10 protein-coding genes and 2 pseudogenes are annotated in these 13,603 nt (G+C 66.0%); 2 read left to right on the forward strand and 10 right to left on the reverse strand.

The window, feature by feature from the left end; genetic code table 11:
• Positions 1–66 precede the first annotated feature (66 nt).
• The 3 genes and pseudogenes from ICJ04_RS09095 to ICJ04_RS09105 all read right to left on the reverse strand — a co-directional run bounded on the left by ICJ04_RS09095 (position 67) and on the right by ICJ04_RS09105 (position 4,455).
• Positions 67–2,865, reverse strand: coding sequence for a PAS domain-containing protein (locus ICJ04_RS09095; RefSeq protein ID WP_223202832.1), 2,799 nt, complete (start codon positions 2,863–2,865; stop codon positions 67–69).
• 199 nt (positions 2,866–3,064) lie between these two features.
• A pseudogene (locus tag ICJ04_RS09100) lies at positions 3,065–3,744 on the reverse strand (type 1 glutamine amidotransferase domain-containing protein).
• Positions 3,745–3,846: 102 nt separating this feature from the next.
• Complete coding sequence (locus ICJ04_RS09105) at positions 3,847–4,455, reverse strand: TetR/AcrR family transcriptional regulator (protein ID WP_188323978.1); 609 nt, start codon at positions 4,453–4,455, stop codon at positions 3,847–3,849.
• Positions 4,456–4,664: 209 nt separating this feature from the next.
• On the opposite strand from ICJ04_RS09105, the gene ICJ04_RS09110 reads away from it, so the two are divergent.
• A complete protein-coding gene (locus ICJ04_RS09110; protein WP_188323979.1) occupies positions 4,665–5,159 on the forward strand; it encodes a hypothetical protein in 495 nt (164 codons plus the stop codon).
• Here the strand turns inward: ICJ04_RS09110 and ICJ04_RS09115 are convergent.
• Positions 5,138–6,451: a VCBS repeat-containing protein gene (locus ICJ04_RS09115; RefSeq protein ID WP_188323980.1), complete on the reverse strand. Its 1,314-nt coding sequence runs from the start codon at positions 6,449–6,451 to the stop codon at positions 5,138–5,140. The two genes, ICJ04_RS09110 and ICJ04_RS09115, sit on opposite strands and share 22 nt — an antisense overlap.
• Positions 6,452–6,681: 230 nt before the next feature.
• Between ICJ04_RS09115 and ICJ04_RS18505 the strand changes: the two genes are divergently transcribed.
• On the forward strand, positions 6,682–6,816 hold the full coding sequence (locus ICJ04_RS18505; RefSeq protein ID WP_275137509.1) for a hypothetical protein: 135 nt from the start codon (positions 6,682–6,684) through the stop codon (positions 6,814–6,816).
• A gap of 6 nt (positions 6,817–6,822) precedes the next feature.
• Here ICJ04_RS18505 and ICJ04_RS09120 read toward each other — a convergent pair whose 3' ends face one another.
• From ICJ04_RS09120 to ICJ04_RS09145, 6 genes and pseudogenes are all read right to left on the reverse strand, one after another.
• Positions 6,823–8,397 carry a carboxylesterase family protein gene (locus tag ICJ04_RS09120; RefSeq protein WP_188323981.1) on the reverse strand — a complete coding sequence of 525 codons (1,575 nt, stop codon included), beginning with the start codon at positions 8,395–8,397 and terminating at the stop codon, positions 6,823–6,825.
• Positions 8,398–8,483: 86 nt separating this feature from the next.
• The gene (locus ICJ04_RS09125) at positions 8,484–8,735 is read right to left on the reverse strand and encodes a hypothetical protein (RefSeq protein WP_188323982.1); all 252 of its coding nucleotides are present in this window, start codon (positions 8,733–8,735) and stop codon (positions 8,484–8,486) included.
• Positions 8,732–10,065 (reverse strand): annotated as a pseudogene (locus tag ICJ04_RS09130) (TFIIB-type zinc ribbon-containing protein). Before ICJ04_RS09130 ends, ICJ04_RS09125 begins: the two are co-directional and overlap by 4 nt.
• Positions 10,066–10,086: 21 nt before the next feature.
• Positions 10,087–11,238, reverse strand: coding sequence for an SPFH domain-containing protein (locus tag ICJ04_RS09135; protein WP_188323983.1), 1,152 nt, complete (start codon positions 11,236–11,238; stop codon positions 10,087–10,089).
• A gap of 92 nt (positions 11,239–11,330) precedes the next feature.
• Positions 11,331–11,612, reverse strand: a complete 282-nt coding sequence (locus ICJ04_RS09140; protein ID WP_188323984.1) for a hypothetical protein — start codon at positions 11,610–11,612, stop codon at positions 11,331–11,333.
• A gap of 206 nt (positions 11,613–11,818) precedes the next feature.
• Positions 11,819–13,381 carry an SDR family oxidoreductase gene (locus ICJ04_RS09145; RefSeq protein ID WP_223203059.1) on the reverse strand — a complete coding sequence of 521 codons (1,563 nt, stop codon included), beginning with the start codon at positions 13,379–13,381 and terminating at the stop codon, positions 11,819–11,821.
• Between the last annotated feature and the right edge of the window lie 222 nt (positions 13,382–13,603).

Below are 13,603 nucleotides of genomic sequence, written 5' to 3' on the forward strand. Positions count from 1 at the left end.
TCGGCGACGCGGAAACCGGAAACGGCCGAGCACGCCTCGGCACCACTCCCTGGCCAGCCCGCCCGCTCAGTGCGGGCTGTCCAGCACGGTCTGCAGCCGGGTGGCCAGCTCGTCCAGCGTGAACGGCTTGCCGATCAGGTGCACCCCTGAATCCAACACGCCGTCATGCACCAGTGCGTTGCGGCTGTAGCCGGTGGTGAACAGGACTTTCAACGCCGGCCGCCGCCGGCGTGCTTCATCGGCCAACTGCCGTCCGTTGATTTCCGGCATCAGCACATCGGTGAACAGCAACGCGATGTCCGGGTGTGCGTCCAGATGCTTCAACGCCGCGCTTGCGCCATCAGCGGCCAGCACCTGATAACCGAGCTCGGTCAGCGCGTCGATGGAAAACTGGCGCACGCCGGGCTCGTCATCGACCACCAGCACCCGCTGCTGCTGCCCAGCGGGCAGCGGCGGCTTCACCAGCGCAGGCGAAGCTGGCGCCGCATCGACGACCGCCGAAAGCCGGGGCAGGTACACCCGCACCGTCGTACCTTCACCCAGCGCCGAGACGATGCGCACGTGTCCAGCCGATTGCTTGACGAAGCCGTACACCTGGGACAGCCCGAGCCCTGTGCCCTGGCCGACCTTCTTGGTGGTGAAGAACGGATCGAATGCCTTGCCGATGACCTCCGGCGACATGCCGCTGCCGTTGTCCGCCACGCTGATCAGTACGTAGTCGCCTGCAGGTATGCCGGCATGCACCTGCGACGAATCGTCCGGCAATGTGCAGTTGGACGTCTCCACGGTCAGTCGGCCACCGCCTGGCATCGCATCGCGCGCATTGACGGCCAGGTTCAGGACGACGTTCTCCAACTGGTTGACGTCGGCGAAGGTGCTCCACAGCTCGGCGGCAAGCACGGTCTGCAGGCGGATGCTGCTGCCCAGCGAATGCACCAGCAGGTCCGACATGCCCGCCACCAGTCGATTGGCGTCCACCGGCACCGGCTGCAGCGGCTGCTGGCGTGAGAAGGCCAGCAACCGTTGGGTCAGCAGCGCCGCGCGGCGCGCCCCTTCGATCGCCATGTCGATGTAGCGCTTGGAGCGCTCATCCTCATCGCCCACCCGCATCGCCAGCAGGTCCAAGGGGCCGATCACGGTGGCCAGCATGTTGTTGAAATCGTGCGCGATGCCGCCGGTCAACTGGCCCACGGCTTCCATCTTCTGGCTCTGCCGCAGCGCATCCTCCACCCGCGTGCGCTCGGCCACTTCCGCCAGCACACGACTTTCCAGTTCTTCGTTCAGTTCTTTCAGCTGTGCATCGGCACGCTTGCGCGCGGTGACGTCGATGGCCACGCCTAGCACCCGCACGCAGCGGTTGTCTTCAAACATCCCGCGGCCCTTGGCGGCCACCCAGCGAACGACGCCGTCCTCCTTGCCAACCGTCCGGTACTCCACGTCGTACAGGGCGCGTCTGTCGGGATCAGCGGCAGCGAGGAACGCCGCGGTTGTCGCTTCACGGTCCTGCGGGTGGATGCCCTCGTAGAAATCACGCAGGGTGACCTCGACGTGGGCGGAAATCCCGAACATCGCCTTGGTACGTCGTGGCCAGATCAGTTGATCGTGCACCAGGTCCACGTCCCAGAAGCCCATGTCGCCGGCTTCGGTGGCGAAGCGCAGACGTTCCTCGCTCTCGGCCAGCGCGGCCTCCGCCGCCTTGCGGCTGGTCAGGTCGAGCATCGCACCGATCATGCGCTGGGGCGTGCCGGCGGCATCACGCAGCACCGTACCCCGGTCCAGCACGGAGGCATACGTGCCATCGGCTCGCTGGAAACGGTACTCGCCGGACCATCCGGAGCGATCGCTGTCGATCACCGCATGGATGTCCGCATCGACGCGCGCCCGGTCATCCGGGTGGATGTGGTCGATCCACCACTGCGCCGTCGTCTCGCTCAGCACATGGCCAAACAGCGTCACCAGCGCCTCGTTCCAGATCACCTGGCCATCGCGCATGCGCCAGTCCCAGATCGCATCGTTGGTCGCCTGGGCAGCCAAGCGGTAACGCTCCTCGACTTCAAGGTGGCGTTCCTCTGCCGCCTTGCGGTCGGTGATATCCAGGGAGGTGCCGATGAGCCCCACCACCGCGCCGTCCGCATCGCGCAGGGGCGCCTTGGTCGACAGCCAGAACGCACGCCGACCGTCGGGGAAACTGACCGCCTCTTCCAGTTGCTCGGAGTGGCCACTGCGCATGACGCGCTCGTCGGTCGCCATCAGCGCGGCCGCCTGCGCCGGGTCGCTCAACAGCTCGGCGTCGGTTCGGCCGATGTACTGCTCCGGGGGCAGGCCGATCAACTCGGTCGTGCCTCGGTTGCCGATCAGGATCCGCCCTTGGCGGTCCTTTGCGTACACCACACCGGGCGCTGCTTCGACGAACGAACGCAACAGGGTCTGTGCCTGGTCACGCTCAATTTCCATCCGGCGGCGGTCCTCGATGTCGATCAGCACGCCGGGGAATCCCACGGGCCGGCCGTCGGCGTCCGTCTCCACACGGCCCGCCGCTTCGATCCAGCGGTACGTGCCGTCCACGCCGCGCGTGCGGTACTGGTGGATGTAACGTCCGCCGCGCTCGAGCGCATCGGCGACTGCAGCTTCCAGACCGGCCTGGTCGTCCGGATGCACGCGCTCCACCATCTGCTGCAGCGGGAGCTCGGTGCCGGCCAACGAAGCATCCAGGCCAAAGGCCTGCGCAAGCGCGGCGTCGACGGTCAACCGATCTCGCTGCACATCCCAGAACCAGGTGCCGATGATGGCGCCGGCGGCCAGTGCCAACCTCACATGCTCGGCGTCGCGCTCGCTTCGGCGCTGGGGGGAGTCAGAAGGATTCAAGAAGGTCTCGCGATGGCAGCTGTCGTCAGGGACCCGCGCACCCACCTGCGGCCAGACCGGCCGGGGTGTCGCAATCAGGCTGCCTAGATTAGCGCCGCCGCCCCCTGCGATGGAACTGTTTTCGGCGGCCACGCGGGGCGACAGGCGTGGCGACCTTGCTGGCTGTCCAGCCAGGTCGCCGCGCCTTGCCGGGAGGGCGTTATCTGCCGAGCTGCTTGATCAGCACCGCTGCGGTTTCTGCGGACGATGCCGGATTCTGGCCGGTGATCAGCAGCCCATCACGCACCACGTAGGAGCCCCAGTCCGGACCCTTGGAGTAGTCCCCACCGGCTTGTTTGAGCATGTCTTCGACCAGGAACGGCACCACATCGGTCAGACCGACGCCGTCCTCTTCGGTGTTGGTAAAGCCGGTGACGCGCTTGCTGTTAACCAATGGCTGGCCGTCGGCTGCTTTGACGTGGCGCAGCACGCCCGGCGCATGGCAGACCAGGGCAACCGGCTTGTTCGCTGCGATGAAGGATTCGATCAAAGCGATGGAGTGGGTATCTTCGGCCAGATCCCACAGCGGGCCATGGCCACCCGGGTAGAACACCGCATCGAACTCGGCCGCAGACACGCTGTCCAGCCGCACCGTCGCGGCCAGCTGCGCCTTGGCCTCTGCGTCGGCGTGGAAGCGGCGGGTGTCATCGGTCTGGGAATCCGGCTCGTCGCTCTTCGGATCCAGGGGCGGCTGCCCCCCTTCGGGGAGGCGAGCACGATCGTTGCCCCGGCGTCCTTGAAGGTGTAATAGGGCGCGGCCAGCTCTTCCAGCCAGAAGCCGGTCTTCTTGCCGGTATCGCCGAGCTGGTCATGTGAGGTGAGAACCATCAGAACGTTCATGCGTATCTCCTGCTGTAGATGTGCAAAGTAGACCAGTCGTCTTGTACGCTGGCGTGAAAAAAACGCTGCACCGTGCAGCGTCAAAGAAGTCCATCGCCGGACTCAGGAAGCGGGGCGATGTATCAGCTGATCCGTCAGGGCCTGTGCCTCGTCGAATGGGCGGTCCGTACGCACGATCTTCACCATGATGCTGGCGCCGAGCCATAGCTGATAGAGGCCCTGCGCGACCGCGTGCGGACTGCCATCGATGGTGAGTGAGCCGTCCGCAACACCCGCCTCAAGCGCTGCAGCAAGCCGCTCGATGATGCCCGCAGTGCCACGCAAAAGAGCGGACCGCATGCTTTCGGACAGATCCGCGACTTCGGCGCCAAGCTTCACCGCCAGGCATCGGCCCTGGCAGTCATCGGACGCTTGGCTGGCCCGCCACGCCTGGAAATAGGACGTCAGTTGCTGCGCCTTGCTCTGGCCCGGCTGACGAAAGATCAGATCCATGTCGCCCAGATAGGCGCTGAAATAATCCTCCAGCATCGCTTCGCCGAAGGCTTCCTTGGACCCGAAGTAATGATAGAACGAGCCCTTGGGCACGCCGGCAGCGACCAGTACCTCATTCAGTCCGACTGCGGAGAAGCCTTTCCCGCCCATGATCCGCCTGCCTGTCGCCAGGATTTTTTCACGGACATCGACACTGGCAGGGGAGGGCACGGAGTTCATGGGACCTACCTTACGCCACATTAGACCGGTCGTCTAGTCGCACTCTGTGCGCCACGGTGCGCCGAGCCACGCTCGGCGGACACCGTCAGCACCCTCGATGCCGACGACATTGCACAAAGACAAAGTGGCAGGCTACGCTCCGGGCACTCCGCATTCATGCCTGCCTGCGGCAGCGAAACGCGTGCAGGCGCCAGAGTGGGGGCTTCACGATGTATCAAACGCTGCTCGCGCTGGTGCTGCTTGAAGGCGTGCTGCTGGTACTTTGGTGCCGACCGTGGTGGCCGTGGGGCGTGACCCTGTTCAGTCGACGCATACCGGTGCCGGCCTCGCTGCTGCTCGATTTCCCCGACACGCGGCTGCAGGCCGACCTGCAGTCTGACCAATGGCCAGACCTGCTGGTGCGCCGACTGGATCGACGGTCCTTTGCGTTCCGCGAAAGCTTCGGATTCCATTTCGGCTGGCGCTATCCGCCGATGATGCGCGGACTGATTCTCGTCGACGTGCAGCGGCGTGAACTGCGGATCGTGGGGCGCTCCAGCTGGACGGTCCTGTTCGTGGTCGCCAGCTTCCTTCCTGCGCTGGCGGTGGCCCCCGGCGGCGTCGTGGTGGTTGCGCTGATTTTCGCTGCAAGCTATCTGGTGCAACGGCACCGCTTCCTTGCGGTGGAGGCGACCATCCGCGGCTATCTGGATCCTCGCGCATAGCCCTGCGTGTCGGTCAGCAGCAGGCGGGCCTGCGTACCCCAGCCGCCGATCAGCACATCGGTGCGCCCATCGCCATCCAGATCGCCTTGTCCCATGCTCCAGCTGCGGCCCACGGTGATGCCTGGCACCACGTCCAGCGTGACATCCGTGAAGGTGCCTTTGCCGTCGTTCTGCCACGCACGCAACTGCAGCGGCACGAAGCCCGGAACCTGGATGGCGCCGACCAGCAGGTCCGGATGGCCATCACCGTTGAAATCCACGACCGTGCCGGCCCAGCTGGAGAACGTATGCGTGGGCAACCGCACAGCCGTTTCATCCACGAACCGCCCCTTGCCGTCGTTGATCAGCAAGCGGGTCTGCGGATCTTTCTCCCACGCCGCATTGTTGCTGGTGATGTTGAAGAACACGATGTCCGGGCGCCCGTCGCCGTTGACATCCGCCACGTGGACCTCGCGTGTTTCCATCGGGACCCGTAGCTCCAGGCGGTGCGACTGATCGCTGAAACGCCCCTTGCCATCGTTGATCAGCAGACGGTTCGGGTGGGCGGGGCTTGCGAGCACGATGTCGAGGTCGCCGTCGCCATCCATGTCGGCGAACGCCACGCCTTCTGTCTGGTCTTCGCGCTGCGGCAGGTGGCTTTTACGGGCATCGATGAAATGTCCGGGACGCTCGGCATCGTTGAGCAGCAGCACGTTGCGCGAACGCGCAGCCTCGGCACGGGAGCCGCCTTCGGCGGTGCTGCCGATGAAGATGTCCGGCAGGCCATCCCCGTTGAGGTCCCCCACGGCCAGGCCGTTGCCCTGGCGGCCGGTGGGCAAGCGATCACTGACCTCGGTGAAGCCGCCTTTGCCATCGCCGAAGAACAGCTGATGCCGTGCTTCGTCTTCGGCAACGAACACCACATCGACCTGGCCATCGCCATTGAAATCAGCGGCGCGCACATGCTCGTTGTCCGCCCTGCGCGTGCCGAACACATCGGGCACGTAGCGCAGGCGGCCGCCTCCGTCATTGAGGTACAGGCGGTTGACGCCGTGCTCCACCGACACGACCGCATCCAGGTCGCCGTCGTTGTCGACGTCCACGAAGACCGAGTCGGTGGAATGCAGCGCGGGTGCCAGCGGTACGTGGGTCGCGGTGGCGTCGACGAAGACCGACGAGGGTGCTTCGTGGATCAGGCTGAAGGCGTGGGTGGCCGGCGCGTGATCGGGGCGATCCTGCGCCACACCGGTCGCGGTGAAGAGCAGGGTGGCGACGCACGGCGCGAGATGGAACGGGGATGCGATCCGGAGCAAGGCAGCTCTCCAGTAGCGGAATCAGGGTTCACCGTAACGTGTCACGGAAGCAGGCGAAAGGCAGCGCGTGTGGGCCGACGCGTACCCGTAGCGCCGAGCCGTGCTCGGCGGCTTCTTGCGGAACGTCCGCTGCGCTCGCCGAGCATGGCTCGGCGCTACCAAGCGGAGAATCCCGCTGCGCTCGCCGAGCGTGGCTCGGCGCTACCATGGGGCACGGACCGGGAGCACGCATGATGAGCAGCACGGGATGGTTGTGGGTGGTAGTGCTGGTGGTGATCCCGAAGGTGATCGTGGTGACCTGGGCCGTGCTGCGTGCGCGGCGGCAGGCCAGACGACCCGCCACCCGTGACGCATCACATAAATAACCTCAATCAGGGGCGACGCGCGATTTCGATTTCCTGCCCGCCCCAGGCTTCCCGACGCGCACGGTCAGGATCCTGCTCCACGCGATCGGTCCGGTCCATGATCAGGGTAGGGCGCTGAGGTAGCACGTAGGTTGGCCACTCGCTGCCAGGGTCCCCCTCGCGGACGAACGCAATCCAGCGCGAACGCATCCGCTCGGCGAGCGCCCGCCGTCGGCCTGTCAGCGGGCCACCCCGGAGCGCACCGAACACCACACCGTCCAACGGCCACAGGAACGTCAGGTCCACTGCATGCGCGGCCCCAAGGAAAAGCCCGCCATAGTCGAAGCGATACACCCATGCGCGGCATCCGCGAGCGACGTGCCGCTCGGCGAAATGCCGCGTGGGCATCTGGAAGTTGGCGTCGGTGCCCAGGTCACGGTTGCCGGCCCGCGTGTCCGGATAGGTGGCCGCGATGCGGCCAGCAGCGGTTTTTCCCAGCAGCCAGCCCACCTGGGCCAGCAGCTCACCGCGCTCGCGCAGCAACATGGTGCGTGCACCCGGAATCTCGAAGAAACGTATTTCATCCCGCATCGCACCCACCAGCAGCGGGATGTCGGGCGTCTCAGCCAGCAAGGCCGATTCAAACGAAGCGGGCAGCAGGTCGCCGTCATAGATCGGCGCGGCTGGGATCATGCCGGGGAACGCGTCGGCGACCTGCGCCTGCGCGTCGAGCAGGCGGGCGACCGGCACGGCCTCCAACGCCGCACGACTCTCGGCCGCAGTGCCCAGCAGTTCGCGGTAGCGCGCTGCCAGGCGTGCTGCTATCTGCTGGTCGTGAAGCAGGTTGAGCGATCCGCTCTGCATGATGGCAGCGCGGAACAACGGCTCGATCCCGCGGGCCACCATCAGCAAGGCAACCGACGTCGACCCCGCCGACTCACCGACCACGGTCACCTGCGCCGGGTCACCACCAAACAGCGCGATATGGGCCTGCACCCAGCGCAACGCGGCGATCTGATCGTGCAGCCCACGGTTGTTGGGGATGCCCAGTGCCGAGAAATCCGCGAATCCGATCGCACCCAGCCGGTAGTTGAGCGTAACCACCACGATATCGCCGCCAGCGGCCAACTCGTGGCCCGGATACACCGATCCTGCCCCCGTGCGGAACCCACCGCCGTGGATCCACACCATCACCGGCCGTTGCTTGCCGTCCGCTGCGGGTGACCAGACGTTGAGGAAGAACGGGTCATCGGATTCACTGCGCGCGCCGCCCGCGCCTTTCTCCTGCGCGGCAGCCGCGCCGAACGTAGTGCAAGCGACGGGGGCGGCCGGCAGCGGCTCCACGACGGGCAAGCCGAAGCGCGTGGCGCGTGCGTAGCGGATACCCCGCCACGCCGCCACGCCATTGTCGCGGTGGCCGGTAAAGGGGCCGGCCTGCAGGCCCGCAGTGGTAACCGACCTGCGCGTTTCGTCGGATGGCGTCACGCTGCTGGAGGCGCGCCCACCCAGCCGTGTCGAACAGGCCAGCAACGGCGCAGCGGCCATCGTCATCGCACCCGCACGCAGAAAGCGGCGGCGTGTCTCCAGGTCGGTCTGCGGCACAGGCGGCACTCATCAAGGCAGTCCGCGCCACGATAGGCCGCGCGTGCGCACAGCCATGTGAGGCGCCACACCGCCACGCGCGGCGCTCAGCCCATGTCGCGCTTTACCCGATTGCGATACGCAGATACGTTGTCGCCGCGTATCTGCCGCTCCCGCGTGCCGGTCACCGTATCCACCTTGCGGTCCGACCCGGTCACCGGCTTCGCATCGACTGCCGTTTCGCGCTCGAACGCATGGGATTTGTCCGTGTTGCGGTAGTAGCGGTACAGCCCCCAATACAGCGCCGTCGCCGCAGCAGGGCCAGCCGCCAACAACCAGAGTCCACTGTCTTCGCTCATGATCCGGCCACCAGTATCCAGAGTGCGATGGCTTCAACGACGCTGCCGGTGGTGAGCGCGGCCAGCAGCAGCTTCCACTGCTGTACCGGCACGCTGCCCATGGTTTCACCGGTGCGCCCGTTCACCGCGATGTAATGCAGCATGCCGCCCTTCTTGCCCGGTTGGTGGTACGAGTACAACCACACCGGCAGGTACATCGATACCCAACGCGTGCCATGCACGTCCAGGCGTTCCTGTTCCCAGCGGACGCCGCGGTCATAGCGACGCACCGAGCTTTCCACTTTTGCCCGCGCGATCGACAGGAGCTGGTCCTCCAGGCGCGGCAGCATCTTGTCCACGTCCAGGTTGCGCTTCTCCGACGTGAATCCGGTCAGGAAGGAGGCATTCCACTGCAGCGCGTTCTTGGTGTCGAACGGCAGGATCGTGTTGATGATGTTGTTGGTGTTGGCCTGCGTATCCAGGTTGCCGCGCTCCACGGAAGACTCCAGCGGCAGGTCGTCCACGGTGAACGATACGTGGCGGTCCACGGCGTAGACATCGGCGTCGTAGTAGGTCTGCTTGTTCTTCTCGGTGCCTCGTGTGTACTCGCGGGTCTTGATCTCGCCGCGTCCCGACACCGTCGCACTGACATTGCTGTCCACGATCATGTAGGGCAGGTACACGCCGATGACATTCTCCGGCGTGAACTCGTCCTTGAACGCCTTCAGGGCGAACAGGCGACGCTTGTCGACGAACTGGCGGATGCGCGCGACCGCGTCGTCCTTGGTGATCCGGAACGGCAGCACGGCATCGGGCACGGCGCCGTTGGCCACCTGCTCATTGACCCCGAACACATGACGGCACCAGTGGCAGCGTGCGGTCATCGTGCTTTCGGTGTTGATGGTCACCTCGGCGCCGCAGCCGGTGCACTTGAAGCTCATCAGGCTGGCACTGTCGGCGGCGATGTCACGGGCGCCGGAGGCGATGACATGGCCGCGCAGCTGGTCGATGCCGGCGCCCAGGCCGAAGGCTTCTTCGACCCGCGTGCCTTGCCATTCGTTGCGGCAGTACTGGCACACCAGTACGTCCGTGCCCAGCTTGAGCCGGACGTCGGTCGACCCACACTTGGGGCAGCGGTTGAGGCCATCCTTCAGTTCGGCGGCAGCCGTATCCAGCGTCACCGGATCCGGTGCCAGCAGTTCGTCACGGATCGGCGGGGCAGGGTGGTCGCGTCCACGGGCAGGCTGCCGGGAAGGGGCGGCACGTCCCGCGGCGATCCCGGACCGGTCATCGGAGGCGTCGGGGCCGCGGCTGCGGGCGGCAGCGGCGGGGGTGTTCTGGAGTCGGACATGAGGTTGGCGCGTCCCTGGTCTTACAGACCCAGCGCCTTGGCCTTGAGCTTGTCGTAGTCGTCCTGGGTGATCAGGCCGAGGTCCAGCATCTCTTTCGCCTTCTTCAGCTTGGCGATCGGATCGTCGGCGGCCGGGGTTGCCGGCGCGACCGGCTGTTGCATGCTGCCAACCCCGCCGAACATCCCCGATGCCATGCCCACGCCAACCAGGCCTGCAGCGCCCCCGGTTTCGCCTGCCGACTGGATGCCCTGGGCCATGCTGGCCTGCAGGTTGGAATTGCCGCGCGCACCGGACAGGGCATCGGCTCGCTGCACCGTCTTCAGCAGTTCACGGGTATTGGCGTCGTACTCGATCGACACGATGGCCGTCTTGACGATGGCAAGCCCGCGATCGGAGTTCCACTGGTACGCCTGTTCCACTGCGTCGGACAGGCTCTTGGCGAAGCCCAGCGAGTCCTGCTGCAGCTTGGTGATGCGATTGCCCTTGCCGGGATCGTTGGTATACAGGCTGAAGGCAGGCGCCAGCGACCCCACGACTTCGTTGAACAACTGGCTGGCGGCCGCATTGTCCAGGTCGGTGAAATCAAAGACCTCGCCCGGCTGCAGATAGCGGGCCGGCACGAAGTTCTTGACGAACAGGATCGGGTCCACGATTTTCAGCGTATAGGAACCACGCGTCACCGCGCCCACCTGCGTGCCGAGGAAGCCGTCGTCCCAGTAGATCTCCGACTGGGTGCCGAAGCGGTTGTCCGGCAGTTCCTTCAGCGATACGAAGAACGCAGCCTGCTGCGAGCCGGGCTGGCCGCCGAACTTGAACCGTTCCCAGGTCTGGCGGATCAACGGGGTCACCAGGCCGTCGCCGGCGAAGATCGACTGCGAGTTGGCATCGTCGGATCGCCATTCGTAGCCGCCGGGCTCGGCGACGAACGCGGTGACTGCACCGTCCTGCATCAGCAGCAGGCCGTAGCCTTCCGGCACCACGATCTTCGAACCGTTGGTGATGATGTTGGACGACGCGCTGGTGTTGGAGCCGCGCCCGGCGTTGGTGCCGCGTGGGACCGCCGCGAACAGGGCAGCCGTGGCAGGCAGTCCAACCGGAACGGTGTAGAAATCCTTCCACTGATCGGCCAGCACACCGCCCACCGCACCTGCCACCGCCTGACGAAGACCCATGACGCACTCCCTGTGATTTCGTGGACAGGCACTGTGCCTGCCATGCCCGGCCGACTATAGCAGCCGGGTGAGGCCGGCCGCGCTGCCGCGGATCAGGCGCCGGGCAGCTCGCATTGCATTTTCCCGTCCACGTAATACGGCTTGGGCACATCCGGATTCGCACTGGTCTTTTCGAACACGACTTCGAACGAACCGGTGTCTGCGGTGCCTTGGCGGTCCGTGCAGGCTTGCTGCAGCTTCTTCTTCACCGCCGCGATGCCGGCGTCGCGATCTGCGCCGTCGGCGCTGTTGGTCAGGTTGACGGTCTCGGCGAATGCCAGCGGGCTCAGGCCCAGCAGGCAGACGGTGAACACCATGGCGTGCAGCTTCTTCATGTGCGACATCCTGTGCTTTCTGGAAGAAACCACAGGATAAGAACGCAGGGTTAAGAAGCCGTGCGGGTGCCGGCCGGGTGGGCCGGCTGGCGACGGTGATCGGGAGGCAATGCATGGGTAGCGCCGAGCCGTGCTCGGCGAAAGGCGAAGGCGCCGCGCTGCGCGCTCGCCGAGCGTGGCTCGGCGCTACCGGGTGGGCTGCGGGCTCACCAGTCGGTGGGTGCGTAGTCCTTCAGGAACTGGCCCCAGACGTGCTCGCCGGTGTTGATCCCATGGATGATCGGGTCGACGATGCGCGCGGCGCCATCGATGATGTCCAGCGGCGGGTGGAACCGCTCCTGCTCCACCTTCTTCGCTGCCAGGTCGGCCGGATCCTCATCGGTCACCCAGCCGGTGTCCACGCTGTTCATGTGGATGCCGTCGTTCTGGTAATCCGCCGCGGAGGTGCGCGTCATCATGTTCAACGCGGCCTTGGCCATGTTGGTATGCGGGTGACGGGTGGTCTTGAAGTTGCGGTAGAACTGACCTTCCATCGCCGATACGTTGACGATGTGCTTGTCACGCTCCGGCGTACGCAGCATCAACGGCTTCAAGCGCGCATTGAGGATGAACGGGGCGATGGCATTGACCAGCTGGGTCTCCAGCAGTTCCACCGACGGCACCTCGGCCATCTGCATGCGCCAGGAGTTGCGGTCGCGCAGGTCGATCTGCTGCAGGTCCTGGTCCAGGCGGCCATCCGGGAACAGATGCTGCTGGCCCACCAGTTCGTCGGCCAGCAGCGGCACCTGCGAAAGCTCGGCGGCACGCACCAGGCCGTTGGCCCCCTTGAAGCCTTGTTCCTGCGTCACCTGCAACACCGTGGCCGGGGTCGCACCCAGCAGTTCGGCGCTGCGCAGGCCCTCGTAGTCACCGATCAGGTTGCGCAGGGTTTCCGGCACGTCGTGCAGCGCAGCGGTCTCGCCGGCCATCATGTGCGCGTAGAACTGCGGCGGACGCCGCACGGTCTGGCAGGCATTGTTGATGATGAAGTCCAGCCGCGTGCGCGTGGCCAGCAGCTCGGTGCAGAAGGCCTCCACGCTGGGCGTGTGGCGCAGGTCCAGCCCGTATACCTGCAGGCGATGGCCCCATACGGCAAAGTCTGGCTCTTCGGCATAGCGGGCAGCCGAATCGCGCGGGAACCGCGTGGTCACGATCAATTCGGCACCCGCGCGCAGCAACTTCAACCCGGCCTGATAACCGATCTTGACCCGGCCGCCCGTCAGCAGCGCGACGCGCCCGCGCAGGTCGGCCGTCTCCGTGCGCTTGGTGAAGTTCAGCGCGGCGCAGTCCGGGCACATCTGGTCATAGAAATGATGCAGCTGGGTAAACTTCTGTTTGCACACGTAACAGTGGCGCAGCTCGGGTGAGTGCACCGGCTCCGGGCCGGCATCAGCGCCTTCGCCGTTACGGGCGTCATGCAGGCCGGCCGCGTGCGGCGGGAAGTAGTTCGGCGTACTGAACACCGGCTTGCGGCGCAGGGCACGGATGCCGGTCTGTTCCAGCAACGCTTCGGCCTTGCGGACCTTCTCCTGGTGGCGGACCTTGGCCTGCTGCTTGAGCATCTGCCGGCGCGCCTTGGGCTCGGGATGGTAGACCTTGGCCACGACCTGGTGCAGCCGCACGCGGTCGGCCTCGGGAAGGGTGTCCAGCACGCTGCGGTCCGCTTCGATGGATTCCAGCAGGTCCAGCGCGGCGCGCAGGCGGTCGGTCAGGGGCGCATCGTCGGCCACGGCGACAGAGGAAGGGGCAGTGGTAGTCACATCAGATCCGGAAGAAACGGCATGAAGCCTGGAGTGGACAGCAGAGCGATGACCGGCTCGATGCGGGTCCATGCTGTAACGGGCCGGGCAGGACCCGGACGAGCCGCCATTGTCCCTGATCCAGCCGGGCCTGTGCTAGATGGGCGGCACGCGGTGGCCTGGGACCCGTTCACCCCCGTTGCGCACGCGCTG

The sequence above is a fragment of the Stenotrophomonas sp. 169 genome, assembly GCF_014621775.1.
Taxonomy (GTDB): Bacteria; Pseudomonadota; Gammaproteobacteria; order Xanthomonadales; family Xanthomonadaceae; genus Stenotrophomonas.

Excerpts from the sequence above, each read along its gene's own strand:
- ICJ04_RS18505 (WP_275137509.1), top strand. The coding sequence starts at position 6,682 with ATGATGAGCAGCACGGGATGGTTGTGGGTGGTAGTGCTGGTGGTGATC.
- ICJ04_RS09125 (WP_188323982.1), bottom strand. The coding sequence starts at position 8,735 with ATGAGCGAAGACAGTGGACTCTGGTTGTTGGCGGCTGGCCCTGCTGCG.
- ICJ04_RS09140 (WP_188323984.1), bottom strand. The coding sequence starts at position 11,612 with ATGAAGAAGCTGCACGCCATGGTGTTCACCGTCTGCCTGCTGGGCCTG.
- ICJ04_RS09110 (WP_188323979.1), top strand. The coding sequence starts at position 4,665 with ATGTATCAAACGCTGCTCGCGCTGGTGCTGCTTGAAGGCGTGCTGCTG.
- ICJ04_RS09135 (WP_188323983.1), bottom strand. The coding sequence starts at position 11,238 with ATGGGTCTTCGTCAGGCGGTGGCAGGTGCGGTGGGCGGTGTGCTGGCC.
- ICJ04_RS09105 (WP_188323978.1), bottom strand. The coding sequence starts at position 4,455 with ATGAACTCCGTGCCCTCCCCTGCCAGTGTCGATGTCCGTGAAAAAATC.